Genomic DNA, 15,304 nt, shown 5'->3' on the forward strand with positions numbered 1-15,304 from the left:
AGATGACAACTTATGAGTGATAACGAAAATCAGCCGGCAGCGCGCAACGCGCAGGATCCGCATCAGGCAGCAGAAGCTAACTCCCAACCATCAGATAACAATGAGCCGGAACGTAAACGACCCGGCAAAAAGCCCCTGATTATCCTTGCGATTGTCGCGGTGATCATGCTGCTGGTGATTTTCTGGTTCTGGTTTAGCAACCGCAACATTGAAACCACCGATGACGCATTTACGGAAGGTAATGCGGTCACGATCGCGCCAAAAGCCGCCGGTTATGTGGTGAAACTGCTGGTACGGGATAACCAGCGGGTGAAGCAAGGGGATTTGCTGGTGGAAATTGACCCGAGGGATAACATTGCGCAACGCGATCAGGCGCAGGCGCAACTTGGACTGGCGCAGGCGCAACTGCATCAGGCACAGGCGCAGCTGGCGCTGTCCCGCGTGCAGTATCCGGCGCAACGTGATCAGGCGTTAGCCGATCAGGCCAAAGCGCAGGCGAATTTGCTGAATGCGCAGGCCGATTACCGTCGTCAGCGCGGCGTTGATCCGCGCGCGACCTCGCAGCGCAATATCGATACCGCCACGGTGCAATTACGTTCTGCCGAAGCCCAACTGCTGAGCGCGAAAGCGCAAGTGGAAGTGGCGTCGCAGGTGGCCTTGCAGATTCGTGCACAGGAAACCAACGTCGAAGCGCGTCAGCAACAGGTGGAGCAGGCCCAGGCGCAGTTGAATACCGCCGAACTGAATCTTTCCTATACCCAGGTGCGTGCGCCTTATGACGGTTTCGTCACCAAACGTAACGTGCATATTGGTTCGCTGGTGCAGGCAGGGACGGCGTTGTTCTCGCTGGTGTCACCGGATATCTGGATTACCGCCAACTTTAAAGAGTCGCAGCTGGAACGGATGAATCCGGGCGATAAAGTGGCGATCAGTGTCGATGCCTGGCCGAGCCTGAAGCTGGAAGGGCATGTAGATAGCATTCAGATGGGCACCGGTTCACGTTTCTCCACCTTCCCGGCTGAGAACGCGACGGGGAATTACGTCAAAATTGTCCAGCGCGTCCCGGTGAAAATCGTCATCGATAAAGGCCTTGATGCCAATCACCCGATGCCGCTTGGCTTGTCAGTTGAACCTAAGGTGACAGTGGAATGAGTGCAAGCCAGAGCTGGAAACCCGCCAGCAATCCCTGGCTGGTCGCAATCATGGTTACGCTGGCGGTGTTTATGGAGATCCTCGACACCACCATTGTTAACGTCGCTTTGCCGCATATCGCGGGATCGCTCTCCTCAAGTTATGACGAGTCCACCTGGGTGCTGACTTCTTACCTGGTGGCAAACGGTATCGTACTGCCGATCTCGGCCTTCTTTACCCGCCTGTTTGGCCGCAAGCAGTTCTTCATGATCTGTATCGTGATGTTCACCGTCTGTTCATTCCTGTGCGGCATTGCCACCGAACTGTGGCAAATCATATTGTTCCGTGTGCTACAGGGCTTCTTCGGCGGGGGCTTGCAACCGACACAGCAATCGGTGTTGCTCGACTATTTCAAACCGGAAGATCGCGGCAAGGCATTTGGCCTCTCCTCCATTGCGATCATCGTGGCTCCGGTGATTGGTCCGACGCTCGGTGGCTGGATCACCGACAACTACAGCTGGCGCTGGGTGTTCTTTATCAATATTCCGGTGGGGATTCTCACGGTGCTGGCCATTTACCAGCTGCTGGAAGATCCGCCGTGGGAAAGTAAGTGGAGCAAAGGCCGCCTGAAGATCGATTATATCGGCATCGGGTTGATCACCATCGGGCTGGGCTGTTTGCAGGTGATGCTGGATCGTGGCGAAGATGAAGACTGGTTCGCTTCCCACTTTATTCGTTTGTTTGCCGGGCTGGCGGTGGTCGGCATTGTCGGGGCGGTGTACTGGCTGTTGTACGTGCGTAAGCCGGTGGTGGATCTCACGGTGATGAAGGATCGCAACTTCTGGGTTGCCGGGCTGCTGATGGCGGGCATGGCGATGATTCTGTACGGCAGTTCGGTGGTGTTGCCACAGCTGGCGCAGCAGGATCTGGGGTATACCGCCACCTGGTCCGGGTTGGTGCTGTCGCCCGGGGCGGTGCTGATTGTGCTCACCATCCCGCTGGTACTGAAGCTGATGCCAATCGTGCAGACGCGTTACATCATCGCCTTTGGCTTCACCTGTCTGACGCTGGCGTTTCTCTATTCCACCCGGCTGACGCCGAATGTGGACTTCACCACGCTGGTGCTGATGCGTAGCGCCCAGTCGATCGGCCTCGGCTTCCTGTTTGTGCCGCTCACCACCATTGCTTTTGTCACCATACCGCAGCGCCTGAATGCCGATGCGGCGGCGTTGTTTACCATGTTCCGTAACGTGGCCGGGTCGATTGGTATTTCACTCTCGACCGCAGCGATCACCGAACGTATGCAGACGCAGTCGGCCAATATGGTGCATAACATGACGCCGCTGAATGAGCCGTTTAACCTGACGTTGCAGCACTGGGCGCAGGCCATCCGTGATTACACCACTGCGGTGGGCGATCCGTTGACACTCGCCAGTGGTCAGCTTTATCAGGAGATGATTGCCCAGTCGCGCATTCTGGCTTATATCGACGTGTTTATGGGGCTGAGTATCGTGGCGTTGCTGTTGATTCCTTTTTGTTGGTTGCTTTCGCCGATCAAGAGCGAAGGCAGTGCAGGAGCACATTAAAATGAACAAGCCGTTGCGCTTTGCGCCGTCACTCACCGGGTTGGCGCTGCTGCTGGCCGGATGTGCGGTGGGTCCCGATTACCAGCCACCCCATGCGCAAACGCCGGGCAGTTACCACGATTTAGCGTCGCAGGAAGGTTCAAAACCGCTGTCAGCCGCCACCAATCCGCTGTGGTGGAAAACCTTTAATGACCCGCAACTCGATAGCCTGATTACGCGTGCCATCGCCGATAACCTGACGCTGCAACAGGCGGTGCTGCGCATCGCTGGCGCTCGTGAACAGCTGGCGCAGGCGCGCGGTGGTTTATTTCCCACATTAAGCGGTTCCGCTAAGGTGACACGTCAGCAGCTTGGGTTGAAAGGTCTGCTGGAATCGAACGGGGTCTACGATCAGGTGGACAGCGATGTGGCCGATCAGCTCAATGGCCTGACACACTCGGTAAATTTATATCAGGGCAGTTTCGATGCCAGCTGGGAACTGGATCTGTGGGGCAAAGTGCGGCGGCAGATGGAAATGGCCAATGCGGAGCAGCAGGCTGCGATTGAACAACGCAATGATGCGCTGGTGTCGCTACAGGCGGAAGTGGCGCGGGCTTATCTGCAACTGCGCGGTGCGCAGGCGGTGCTGCAAACGCTGCAACAGCAAATCGACATTGCGCAGCAAACATCCGAGCTGACGCAAAGCCAGCAGCGTAATGGGATGGCTCCACTCACCGATGTGGAGAATGCCCGCGCGCAGCTGGCTTCGCTCAATGCGCAGCTGCCGCAGTATCAGGCGCAGGAACATCAGGCGATGAATGGTCTGGCGGTGTTACTGGGCAAAACGCCTGGTTCGCTGGATAACGAACTGGCGAACAATAAGCCGCTGCCGGTGTTGCCCAAACTGGTATCGGTCGGCATTCCTTCCACCCTGGCGCGTCGTCGCCCGGATATCCGCCAGGCCGAGGCCACACTGCACGCGCAAACCGCCAATATTGGTGTCTCGGTGGCGGAGCTGTTCCCCAGCCTGTCTCTCACCGGACAACTCGGGGTGCGCAACACCGATGCCAGCTATCTGGATAACTGGAGCAGCCACTTTTATAGCATCGGCCCCTCGCTATCGATACCGATCTTCCAGGGTGGGCAGCTGGTCGCCAACGTGAAACTGGCGCGTGCAGAACAGGCCAATGCTGCGCTGGCGTATCGCCAGACGGTGCTGACCGCATTGCAGGACGTGGAAAATGCGCTGGTCAGCTACCGCGCCGATCAGCAACAGGTCACTGCGCTGCTTGAAACCACTGATGCGTTGCAACATGCTTTTGACCTTGCCACCGACAGCTATCGCCAGGGCATTTCGACCTTCCTTGACGTGCTGGATGCGCAACGTCAGCTGGCGCAGGCGCAGGCGCAATTAACACAAGCGCGGATGCAAACAGCCCTGGATTTGGTGGCGTTATATAAAGCCCTTGGCGGCGGCTGGGAACCTTATCAGAACGTCAATCTGCCGGACTATTCGGTGTTTGGTCCGGCGAGCACGGTGAACTAATCCTCTCCGGGACCGCAGGTGTGAGCCTGCGGTTTCCTGTCTGATGAAACAAAAATTTTCATTTCAACTGTAATGTAAAATTTAAATCAGGTGGCTTTGGCAATTTTGCCAGTCATTTTTGGTTGAACTGTGATCTGAGTCGCGTGTTAATGCATTGTTTATGACATGCTGCGCAAAATTTAAATTTCATTATTATTCCTTACGGTGTAAATAATCTATTTTTACGGAATCTCATATCCGTCAAGGAGTCACTATGTCCCGGGAAACTTACCTCACCCCCAACAAAGCATCGGGGCCGAATAGCTCAGCGCGCACTGAACCTTTTGTCAAAGTGATTGCATTGATTGCCACCCTGGGTGGCTTGCTATTTGGCTACGACACTGGCGTTATTTCTGGCGCATTGCTGTTTATGGGAGATGACCTGCATCTCACCCCGTTCACTACCGGTCTGGTGACCAGCAGCCTGCTGTTTGGTGCTGCCTTTGGTGCACTGGCTGCCGGACACTTTGCCGCCGCCGCCGGGCGGAGAAAAATTATTCTGGTGCTGGCCGTCATTTTTGCTCTTGGCGCGATCGGCACCGCAATGGCACCCGATGTCGACTGGATGATTTTCTTCCGCCTGGTGCTGGGCGTGGCTGTGGGAGGCGCATCGGCCACGGTACCTGTGTACATCGCTGAAATTGCCCCGGCGAACAAGCGCGGTCAACTGGTGACGTTACAGGAGCTGATGATCGTCTCGGGTCAGATGCTGGCGTATATCTCCAATGCCGGTTTCAATGCGGTGTGGGGAGGAGATACCACCTGGCGCTGGATGCTGGCGGTGGCAACCTTGCCTGCCGTGCTGCTGTGGTTTGGTATGCTGTTTATGCCCGATTCACCGCGCTGGTATGCGATGAAGGGGCGTCTGGCTGAGGCGCGTAAGGTGTTGGAGCGCACGCGCGCACCGCAGGACGTGGAGTGGGAACTGACGGAAATCGAAGAAACCCTTACTGAGGAACAACACACGCAGCGCCCGCGTCTGCGCGATTTGCGTAAACCCTGGCTGATAAAATTGTTCCTGATTGGTCTGGGGATTGCGGTCATTCAGCAGCTAACCGGCGTCAATACCATTATGTACTACGCCCCCACCATGCTGAAGGCCGTCGGGATGAGCGATAACGCCGCGCTGTTTGCCACCATCGCCAACGGGGTGATTTCGGTGCTGATGACGTTTGTCGGTATCTGGCTGTTGGGGCGCATCGGGCGTCGTACTATGACGATGATTGGTCAGTTTGGTTGTACCGCCTGTCTGGTGTTTATTGGCGCGGTAAGTTACCTGATGCCGGAAACGATTAATGGCCAGCCAGATGCCTTGCGCAGTTATATGGTACTGCTGGGCATGTTAATGTTTCTGAGCTTTCAGCAGGGGGCATTGTCACCCGTCACCTGGTTGTTGTTGTCTGAAATTTTCCCTACCCGTTTGCGGGGTATTTTTATGGGTGGTGCCGTTTTTGCTATGTGGATCGCCAATTTCCTTATCTCGCTGATGTTCCCGATTTTGCTGGCTACTGTCGGTTTATCCGGCGCGTTCTTTATTTTTGCTGCCATTGGCATCGGTGGAGCCATTTTTGTTATTCGCTGTGTCCCGGAAACGCGTAACCGCTCGCTGGAACAGATTGAACATTATTTACACGACTGGCTGTCGGATGAAGAACCGCAACCCCGGCTCACGGAAGCGATGAAGAAAAGCTCCTGAGCAATTTCGTGAAGTTGTCGTCACAGGCCGGTGAAATACCGGCTTTTTTTATGGCATTGTTTGTGAAAAAGTGACTTAGCTTTGCCATCACATAAATAAAATCGGCTAGTGAAAACATGTTTTTGTCAGGTTATTAATCTTTGTTTACCATTATGTTCACTTCTGCGTCAGCCTGAATGCCGACTTAAAATCGATGCAAGTTCCTTCGGGTGGTACAGGTTATGGGCTTAATTCAGGCTTAATAAAAGCGGTTTAACCGATTTAATCAACCGCGGGATCAATATTGTCATCACTTAAGAATTATCCGCGATGTAAAATTAATTTGTTTTTTTATTTGAATTGGGTAGTCTTGCCGCTACAGTTTATTTAAACCCCTTAAGCAAGGACATTGTGATGAGTGACGCATTTAAAGTTCTGAACAACATTCGTACATTACGTGCGCAGGCGCGTGAACTGCCGCTGACCGATCTGGAAGAAATTCTGGAAAAATTAACCGTGGTAGTCACTGAGCGTCGTGACGAAGTTGAAGCTGAAGAATTACAGAATCGCGAAAAAGAAGAAAAACTGTCTAAATACCGCGAAATGCTGTTGGCTGATGGCATCGACCCGAACGAATTACTGGGCGCACTGGATACCGGTAAAAAACGCGCTAAGCGTGCACCGCGTCCGGCAAAATATTCTTACACTGATGAGAACGGTGAAGAGAAATCCTGGACGGGTCAGGGTCGTACTCCGGCAGCGATTAAAAAGGCGCTGGACGCTGGCAAAAGCCTCGACAGTTTCCTGATCAAATAATCTGCACAATCCTTGTAGACGGGAGCCGGGGGTGATACTCACCTTCGGCTTTTTTATTTCTGTCGTAGCAACAATACGCTACCGGCCAACCGCACAAGCTGGCAGGCGCAGTGGTGGCATCCTGGTGCCTGCTTCTGGCATAATGCCCGCTGTTTTTTCCTCCACTGCGTAACAAAGGTCAATGCCGTGTTAGTTTCCAGCAATATCACCATGCAGTTCGGCAGTAAGCCGCTGTTTGAGAATATCTCCGTTAAGTTTGGCGGCGGTAATCGTTACGGTTTAATCGGTGCGAACGGCAGCGGTAAATCGACCTTCATGAAAATACTGGGCGGCGACCTGGTGCCAACGGCGGGAAATGTTTCCCTCGACCCTAACGAACGTATCGGTAAGTTACGTCAGGACCAGTTTGCGTTCGAGCAATATAGCGTGCTCGATACGGTGATTATGGGTCACCAGGAATTATGGAACGTGAAGGAGGAGCGTGACCGGATATATGCCCTGCCGGAAATGAGCGAAGAGGAGGGCTATAAAGTGGCCGACCTCGAAGTGCTATACGGTGAAATGGATGGCTACAGTTCCGAATCCCGCGCAGGGGAATTATTACTGGGTGTAGGTATTCCGGTGGAGCAGCATTACGGGCCGATGAGTGAAATTGCTCCCGGCTGGAAATTACGTGTGTTGCTGGCGCAGGCACTGTTTGCTAACCCGGATATTCTGTTGCTCGATGAACCGACCAACAACCTGGATATTGATACGATTCGCTGGCTGGAGCAGGTACTGAACGAACGCAACAGTACCATGATCATCATTTCGCATGACCGTCATTTTCTGAATATGGTTTGCACCCATATGGCGGATCTGGATTACGGTGAGCTGCGTGTTTATCCGGGTAACTATGACGAATATATGACCGCGGCAACCCAGGCGCGTGAACGTTTATTATCGGATAACGCGAAAAAGAAAGCGCAAATTGCCGATCTGCAATCTTTTGTCAGCCGTTTTAGCGCTAACGCCTCAAAATCACGTCAGGCAACTTCACGCGCGAAACAGATTGATAAAATCAAACTGGATGAGGTGAAAGCCTCCAGCCGTCAGAACCCTTATATCCGTTTCGACCAGGATAAGAAGCTGTTCCGTAATGCGCTGGAAGTGGAGGCCCTCACCAAAGGTTTTGATAACGGTCCGTTATTTAAAAATCTCAACCTGCTGTTAGAAGTGGGCGAGAAGATGGCGGTGCTGGGTGCCAACGGTATTGGTAAAACCACCTTGTTGAAAACCCTGGTGGGCGAACTGACGCCGGAAAGCGGTACGGTGAAGTGGTCGGAAAATGCGCGCATTGGTTATTATGCACAGGATCACGCCGCCGATTTTGCCGATGACATGACGGTGTTTGACTGGATGAGCCAGTGGAAACAGGAAGGTGACGATGAACAGGCGGTGCGCAGCATTCTGGGTCGCCTGTTGTTCGGCCACGACGATATCAAAAAGCCAGCCAAAGTCCTTTCCGGTGGTGAGAAGGGGCGCATGCTGTTTGGTAAGCTGATGATGCAGAAGCCGAACATCCTGATCATGGACGAACCGACCAACCACCTCGATATGGAATCTATCGAATCGCTCAATATGGCGCTGGAGATGTATGAAGGCACGCTGATTTTTGTGTCGCATGACCGTGAGTTTGTTAGCTCGCTGGCGACCCGCGTGCTGGAATTTAAAGGCGATCGCGTGGTGGACTTCACCGGCAACTACGAAGATTATCTGCGTAGCCAGGGTATCGTTTAATTAAAACCGTAACGGCGCGATTTATCGCGCCGTTACGGATCAATGCGTATTATTTCGCCCCGCACACCTCGCAATGCGCGTCCTGCGCCACTTTCATACTGCGAAACTCAGCGCTTAACGCATCGTACATCAGCAATCGTGAGGTGGCCGGTGTGCCAAATGCCGTCAGCGCCTTGAGCGTTTCCATCGCCTGCATGGCCCCCATCACCCCGACCAGCGGCGACATCACCCCGGCTTCGACACAGCTGAGCGCCTGATCGCCGAACAAACGGCTGATACAGCGATAGCAGGGGGTGTCAGGCTGCCAGGTAAACACGCTGAGCTGGCCTTCCATGCGAATGGCGGCAGCGGAAATCAACGGTACCTTGTGCTGCCAGCACAGACGGTTGATCTGCTCCCGTGTGCCGACATTATCGGTGCAATCCAGTACCGCATCATGGCGCGCAATCAGCGCCGCCAGCGCAGCATCGTCGAGCTGCGCATTGAGGGTTTCCAGCGAACAATGGGGATTAATGGCGGCGAGCTGAAGTGCGGCGGAATCCACCTTTGCCATCCCGATGGTGCTGTCGTGATGCAGGATCTGACGTTGCAGGTTACTGAGCGCCACGGTATCGAAATCGAGCAGGGTAAGATGTCCGACACCCGACGCAGCCAGATAAGGGGCTGCTGCACAACCCAGGCCACCCAGACCGATGACCAGCACGCGTGCGGCTTTCAGCTTTTCCTGACCATCAAAATCGAAACCACGCAGCACGATCTGCCGGTTATAGCGCAGCATTTCCTCATCGCTCAGCTCAGCGTGCATTTATCCCTCCAGCAGGTTGTTGAAGGGTTCAATTTCCACCCATTCGCCCGCCTCAACGTTACCGCGTTCGCGTTCCAGCACGATAAAGCAGTTTGCCAGTGCGAATGAACTGAAGACATGTGAACCCTGCGGCCCGGTACTGTGCACCTCCAGCGTACCGTCTGTGCCACGGCTGAACACGCCGCGTTGAAAATCGAGTCGGCCTGGCGATTTTTTCAGGCCCTTTGCCGCTCTGGCGCGCAGACGTGGTGGCATCACCACGGTTTTCTGGCCGGTGAGGGTCGCCAGCAGCGGCTGCACCAGCTGATAGAAGGTCACTGCCGCAGAGACCGGGTTGCCCGGCAGGCCACAGAACCAGCTATTTGCCAGACGACCAAAGGCAAAAGGTTTGCCCGGTTTGATGGCCAGTTTCCAGAAGGTGATGGCACCCAACTCTTCCAGCATCGCTTTGGTGAAGTCGGCTTCACCCACGGAGACGCCCCCGGTGCTGATCACCACATCGGCCTGACGATCCGCTTCGCTAAATGCCTGGCGTAACTGCTCCGGGTCATCAGCAATCACGCCGAGATCGATCACTTCACAACCCAGTCGCTTAAGCATCAGGGACACGGTAAAGCGGTTAGTATCATAAATCTGTCCTGCCGCCAGCGGCGTGCCCACGGCCTGCAATTCGTCACCGGTGGAGAAGATCGCCACGCGCAGTTTGCGTAGCACGCTGACCTCGGCGATGCCGAGTGAGGCCAGCAACGGCAGCTCCGCGGCCCCGAGACGGATACCGCTATCCAGTACCTGTTTGCCGGTCTGGATATCTTCACCGCTGCGACGGATATGTTGTCCGTCCTTTACCGGCGCGGTGATCACAATGCCGCCATCACGCTGTTCGGTCTCTTCCTGCATCACCACCGCGTCGCAGCCAGTGGGAACAGGTGCACCCGTCATAATGCGGATCACGCTACCTGCGGGCCAGTCACCGCTGAAAGGCACACCCGCAAAGGCTTTGCCTGCCACCGGTAAGACGCTGCCCGACGTGAGATCGGCCAGTCGTACTGCGTAACCGTCCATCGCGGCATTATCGAACGGTGGGACATCCAGCGGGGACAGCACCGGCGCGGCGGTGATGCGCCCGTCGGCTTCGAATAATGACACCTGCAACGAGTCGGTAATCGGGGTGAGTTGCGCCAGCATTTTTTGCTGCGCGTCTTCGAGGGAGATTAAACCTGCGGTAAAGGGTTCCATGTCCTTAACATCCTGGTTATTTCAGATGTCGACTATTATGGTGGTATTTACGCGCCGAGTCACATCGGGCAAAAGGCATAAGCCACAATAAAAGGTTATGACCCGGCAGCACAGTTTCTGCTTTACAAGGCTGGACGGCCTTTCTATAGTCGAAAATTGCCAAAAAAATAATGAAAACCATTCTAAATCAGTGTTTTTGGTTCTGATTCCTTGACAGGGTAACCGGTATGACTAAAGCAGTTATCGCCATTCACGGCGGAGCGGGCGCGATCACCCGCGCGGCGATGAGCGCCGAAAAAGAGCAATATTATCGTCAGCAACTGGCGGCGATTGTCGCAGCCGGTCAGCAAATTCTTGCCGACGGCGGCAGCGCGATGGATGCGGTCACCGAAGCGGTACGTTTGCTGGAAGAATGTCCGTTATTTAATGCCGGTAAAGGGGCGGTGTTTACCCATCAGGGTACGCACGAGCTGGATGCCAGCATTATGGACGGCAAGACGCTGGAGGTGGGGGCGGTGGCCGGTGTTAACCATATCCGCAATCCGATCCTTGCGGCGCGTGCCGTGCTGGAAGTCAGCCCGCATGTATTGTTTATCGGCGCAGGTGCCGAAGCGTTTGCCACGCAACAGGGGCTGGAAATGGTGGCGGCCGATTTCTTCTCGACGCCCGAGCGCTGGGAGCAGTTGCAGCGGGCGCTCGGCAGCCAGCAGGCGGTGCTGGATCATGACGGTGCCGCGCAGAGCCACAGCGACGATCCGCTCGACCCCGATCGTAAATTTGGCACCGTGGGCGCCGTGGCGCTTGATCTGCACGGCAACCTCGCGGCGGCCACCTCCACCGGCGGCATGACCAACAAACAGGCCGGACGTGTCGGTGATTCACCGCTGGTGGGCGCGGGCTGCTACGCCAGCAACGACAGCGTAGCGGTCTCCTGTACCGGTACCGGCGAGGTGTTTATCCGCACGCTGGCGGCCTATGACGTGGCCGCGCAGATGCGTTACGCCGGACGTACGTTACAACAGGCCAGCGCCAACGTGATACACGATAAAGTGCAGGAGCTGGACGGCAGTGGCGGGCTGATTGCGGTGGATTATGACGGCAATGTGGCCCTGCCGTTTAACAGCGAAGGGATGTACCGGGGATTCGCTTACGTTGGTGGTGAAGTTGAGGTAGCCATTTACCGCGACAGCTAAGGAGCAGGCATGACGGATCGGCAGCTGCAGTTAACGCCAGAGCAGGTTCTGGCGGTACGTGACCTGAACGTGCGTTTTCAGCATGAAGGACGCATCACCGAAGCGGTGCGTCAGTTGTCGTTGGATCTGCATCGCGGCGAAACCCTGGCGCTGGTCGGGGAATCCGGTTCAGGTAAATCGGTCACTTCGCTGGCGCTGATGCGGCTGATTCAGCAGGCGGGGGGAGACGTCAGTGGTGACATCACCCTGCGGCGGCGCAACGGCGAATTGCTGGATGTAATGCGTGCGTCCGCCAGCCAGATGCGGCGGGTACGCGGTGCCGATATGGCGATGATCTTTCAGGAGCCGATGACCTCACTCAACCCGGTGTTCACCGTGGGGGAGCAAATCGCCGAATCTATCCGTCTGCACCAGGGAAAAAGCCATCAGCAGGCGCTGGCCGAAGCGCGGCATATGCTGGATTTGGTACGCATTCCGGAAGCGCAAAACGTGCTGACGCGCTATCCCCATCAGCTTTCCGGCGGTATGCGTCAGCGCGTGATGATTGCGATGGCGTTGTCCTGCAAACCGGCGCTGTTGATTGCCGATGAACCGACCACGGCGCTTGACGTCACCATTCAGGCGCAGATTCTGCAACTGATCCGGGTGCTGCAAAAAGAGATGCAGATGGGGGTGATTTTTATCACCCATGATATGGGCGTGGTGGCGGAAATGGCTGACCGGGTGCAGGTCATGTATCGCGGTGATGTGGTGGAGCGCGCGCCGGTGCAGCAATTATTCGACCATCCGCAGCAACCTTATACCCGCGCGCTGCTCTCCGCTGTCCCCAGGCTAGGCGCGATGCATGGGCAGCCACTGCCCGCCAAATTCCCGTTAATTCATCGTGATGGCCGTGCCGAAGTGGAAACGCCGCAGGATACGGTGCGGCTGGATGTGCCGCCGATTTTGCAGGTGCGCGACCTGGTGACACGTTTCGATATTCGTGGCGGCCTGCTGAACCGGGTTAAGCGCCGCGTGCATGCGGTGGAGAAGGTCAGTTTCGATCTTTATGCCGGTGAAACCCTGGCGCTGGTGGGTGAATCCGGCTGTGGTAAATCCACCACGGGCCGTTCCCTGCTGCGGCTGGTTGCCAGCCAGGGGGGCACCATCACCTTTGATGGTCAGCGGATTGACTCCCTGGAAGGGCGGGCGCTGGCCAGGCTGCGGCGTGATATTCAGTTTATTTTTCAGGACCCTTACGCGTCGCTCGATCCGCGTCTGACGGTGGGCTTCTCCATCATGGAACCGCTGCTGGTGCATCAGGCGATGAGCCGACGCCAGGCCGAGAAACGGGTTGCCTGGCTGCTGGAGCGAGTTGGCTTACTGCCGGAACATGCGCAGCGCTATCCGCACGAATTTTCTGGTGGCCAGCGCCAGCGTATTTGCATTGCGCGGGCGCTGGCACTCAACCCCAAAGTGGTGATTGCCGATGAGTCGGTTTCAGCGCTGGATGTGTCGATTCAGGCGCAGATCATCAACCTGATGCTCGATTTACAACGTGAGTTTGGCATCGCGTTTCTGTTTATTTCGCACGATATGGCGGTGGTGGAACGCATCAGCCATCGCGTGGCCGTGATGTATCTGGGACAGATCGTGGAAATGGGGCCGCGTCAGGCGGTGTTCGAGCAGCCACGTCATCCGTACACCAAAAAACTGATGGCCGCGGTGCCGGTTGCCGATCCGGCACACCGTCGCCGCGAGCGGGCATTAATGGTGGATGAAATCCCCAGCCCGATTCGCCCGCTGGGCGCAGAGCCGGAAGTGGCACCCTTACAGGAAGTGGCACCGGGACATTTTGTTGCCCGACACGCCATCAGCGGCACCTGAACAGCAGCAACTCATCCGCGTCACCGGCCGGTGCCGCGTTAAGACAGGGACTACAGGAGAACCATAACGATGCACAACATTATGCGTAAAGGGGTTATCACTGCCGGGTTATTAAGTTCGGCGCTGGCGTTACCGGCCTGGGCGGCCAAAGATGCGGTGATTGCCGTGGCCTCCACCTTCACCACTCTCGATCCCTACGATGCCAACGATACCTTGTCGCAGGCGGTGGCGAAGTCGTTCTATCAGGGATTGTTCGGTTTCGATAAAGATATGAAGCTGACCAATGTGCTGGCCGAAAGTTATCAAGCCAGCAGCGATGGCCTGACTTACACCATCAAACTGCGTCCCAACGTGAAGTTCCAGGACGGCACCGATTTCAATGCTGAAGCAGTGAAGGTCAACCTCGATCGCGCCAGCAACCCGGATAATCACCTTAAGCGCTACAACCTGTTTAAATACGTGGCAATGACCGAGGTGGTGGACCCGCTGACGGTGAAAATCACCCTGAAGCAGCCTTTTTCCGCCTTTATTAACAACCTTGCTCATCCGGCGGCGGTGATGATTTCTCCGACTGCGCTGCAAAAATATGGCAAGGACATCGGTTTCCATCCGGTGGGCACCGGTCCGTTTGAATTTGTCACCTGGAACCAGACTGACTTCGTCAAAGTGAAGAAGTGGGATGGCTACTGGAAAAAAGGTTATCCGAAGCTCGACAGCATCACCTGGCGTCCGGTGGTGGATAACAATACCCGTGCGGCGATGTTGCAGACCGGCGAAGCCACTTTTGCTTTCCCGGTGCCATTTGAGCAGGCCAAACTGCTGGAGAAAAACAGCAAGCTCGATGTGGTCACCACGCCTTCGATTATGCAGCGTTATATCAGCCTGAACGTGACGCAAAAACCGTTCGACAACCCGAAGGTGCGTGAGGCGCTGGAATATGCCATCAACCGCCAGGCGCTGGCGAAGGTGGCGTTTGCCGGTTATGCCACCCCGGCGACCGGCATTGTACCCCCGGCTATCGACTTCGCGCAGACGTATCCCGCTATCGCCTACAATCCGGCCAAAGCGCGTGAATTACTGAAAGAAGCGGGTTATCCCAACGGTTTCGAGACCACGCTGTGGTCATCACACAACCACAGCACCGCGCAGAAAGTGTTGCAGTTCACGCAGCAGCAGCTGGCGCAGGTGGGTGTGAAAGTGAAACTGCTGGCGATGGATGCCGGTCAGCGTGCGGCGGAAGTGGAGAGCAAAGGCCAGAAAGAGAGCGGCGTCCGTATGTTCTATACCGGCTGGTCAGCCTCTACCGGTGAAGCCGACTGGGCGCTGACGCCGCTGTTTGCCACCAGCTCCTGGCCGCCAGCGATCTTTAACACCGCGTTCTACAGCAATCCGCAGGTGGATAAAGATCTGGCTGATGCGCTGAAAACCACCGATCGCGATCAGAAAGCCAAACTGTATAAAGATGCCCAGGACCGTATCTGGAACGATCATCCGTGGATCCCGCTGGTGGTGGAACAGCTGCTTTCTGCCAATAACAAAAACCTGAGCGGTTTTTACGTCATGCCTGATACCTCATTTAATTTTGATGAGGCCGACCTGAAGTAACCTTTATGGCCAGCCTGTGAGGGCTGGCCATAACCGTGCAGGATTTCG

11 protein-coding genes are annotated in these 15,304 nt (G+C 55.7%); 9 read left to right on the forward strand and 2 right to left on the reverse strand.

What is annotated here, in order from left to right; translation table 11 throughout:
* The first annotated feature begins 12 nt into the window (after nt 1-12).
* From CUN67_RS06190 to CUN67_RS06215, 6 genes are all read left to right on the forward strand, one after another.
* Nucleotides 13-1,152, forward strand: coding sequence for an HlyD family secretion protein (locus CUN67_RS06190; protein ID WP_208714450.1), 1,140 nt, complete (start codon nt 13-15; stop codon nt 1,150-1,152).
* On the forward strand, nt 1,149-2,717 hold the full coding sequence (locus tag CUN67_RS06195) for a DHA2 family efflux MFS transporter permease subunit (protein WP_208714451.1): 1,569 nt from the start codon (nt 1,149-1,151) through the stop codon (nt 2,715-2,717). Before CUN67_RS06190 ends, CUN67_RS06195 begins: the two co-directional genes overlap by 4 nt.
* Nucleotide 2,718: 1 nt before the next feature.
* On the forward strand, nt 2,719-4,242 hold the full coding sequence (locus CUN67_RS06200) for an efflux transporter outer membrane subunit (protein ID WP_208714452.1): 1,524 nt from the start codon (nt 2,719-2,721) through the stop codon (nt 4,240-4,242).
* Nucleotides 4,243-4,495: 253 nt separating this feature from the next.
* On the forward strand, nt 4,496-5,977 hold the full coding sequence (locus CUN67_RS06205; RefSeq protein WP_208714453.1) for a sugar porter family MFS transporter: 1,482 nt from the start codon (nt 4,496-4,498) through the stop codon (nt 5,975-5,977).
* A gap of 393 nt (nt 5,978-6,370) precedes the next feature.
* Nucleotides 6,371-6,772: an H-NS family histone-like protein gene (locus CUN67_RS06210; protein ID WP_208714454.1), complete on the forward strand. Its 402-nt coding sequence runs from the start codon at nt 6,371-6,373 to the stop codon at nt 6,770-6,772.
* 186 nt (nt 6,773-6,958) lie between these two features.
* Nucleotides 6,959-8,551, forward strand: a complete 1,593-nt coding sequence (locus tag CUN67_RS06215; protein ID WP_208714455.1) for an ABC-F family ATPase — start codon at nt 6,959-6,961, stop codon at nt 8,549-8,551.
* A gap of 49 nt (nt 8,552-8,600) precedes the next feature.
* On the opposite strand, the gene moeB is transcribed toward CUN67_RS06215, so the two are convergent.
* Complete coding sequence (moeB, locus tag CUN67_RS06220) at nt 8,601-9,356, reverse strand: molybdopterin-synthase adenylyltransferase MoeB (RefSeq protein ID WP_208714456.1); 756 nt, start codon at nt 9,354-9,356, stop codon at nt 8,601-8,603.
* Nucleotides 9,357-10,592, reverse strand: coding sequence for a molybdopterin molybdotransferase MoeA (gene moeA / locus CUN67_RS06225; protein ID WP_208714457.1), 1,236 nt, complete (start codon nt 10,590-10,592; stop codon nt 9,357-9,359).
* 227 nt (nt 10,593-10,819) lie between these two features.
* Here moeA and CUN67_RS06230 point away from each other — a divergent pair, with 227 nt between their 5' ends.
* The 3 genes from CUN67_RS06230 (at nt 10,820) to gsiB (ending at nt 15,256) form a co-directional block, all read left to right on the forward strand.
* Entirely contained in the window at nt 10,820-11,785 is a 966-nt protein-coding gene (locus tag CUN67_RS06230) for an isoaspartyl peptidase/L-asparaginase family protein (protein ID WP_208714458.1), read from the forward strand.
* 9 nt (nt 11,786-11,794) lie between these two features.
* The gene (gene gsiA, locus CUN67_RS06235) at nt 11,795-13,651 is read left to right on the forward strand and encodes a glutathione ABC transporter ATP-binding protein GsiA (RefSeq protein ID WP_208714459.1); all 1,857 of its coding nucleotides are present in this window, start codon (nt 11,795-11,797) and stop codon (nt 13,649-13,651) included.
* Between the two features lie 69 nt (nt 13,652-13,720).
* The gene (gsiB, locus tag CUN67_RS06240) at nt 13,721-15,256 is read left to right on the forward strand and encodes a glutathione ABC transporter substrate-binding protein GsiB (RefSeq protein WP_208714460.1); all 1,536 of its coding nucleotides are present in this window, start codon (nt 13,721-13,723) and stop codon (nt 15,254-15,256) included.
* Nucleotides 15,257-15,304: the final 48 nt, after the last annotated feature.

Source organism: Pantoea cypripedii (assembly GCF_011395035.1).
GTDB classification, from domain to species: domain Bacteria; phylum Pseudomonadota; class Gammaproteobacteria; order Enterobacterales; family Enterobacteriaceae; genus Pantoea; species Pantoea cypripedii_A.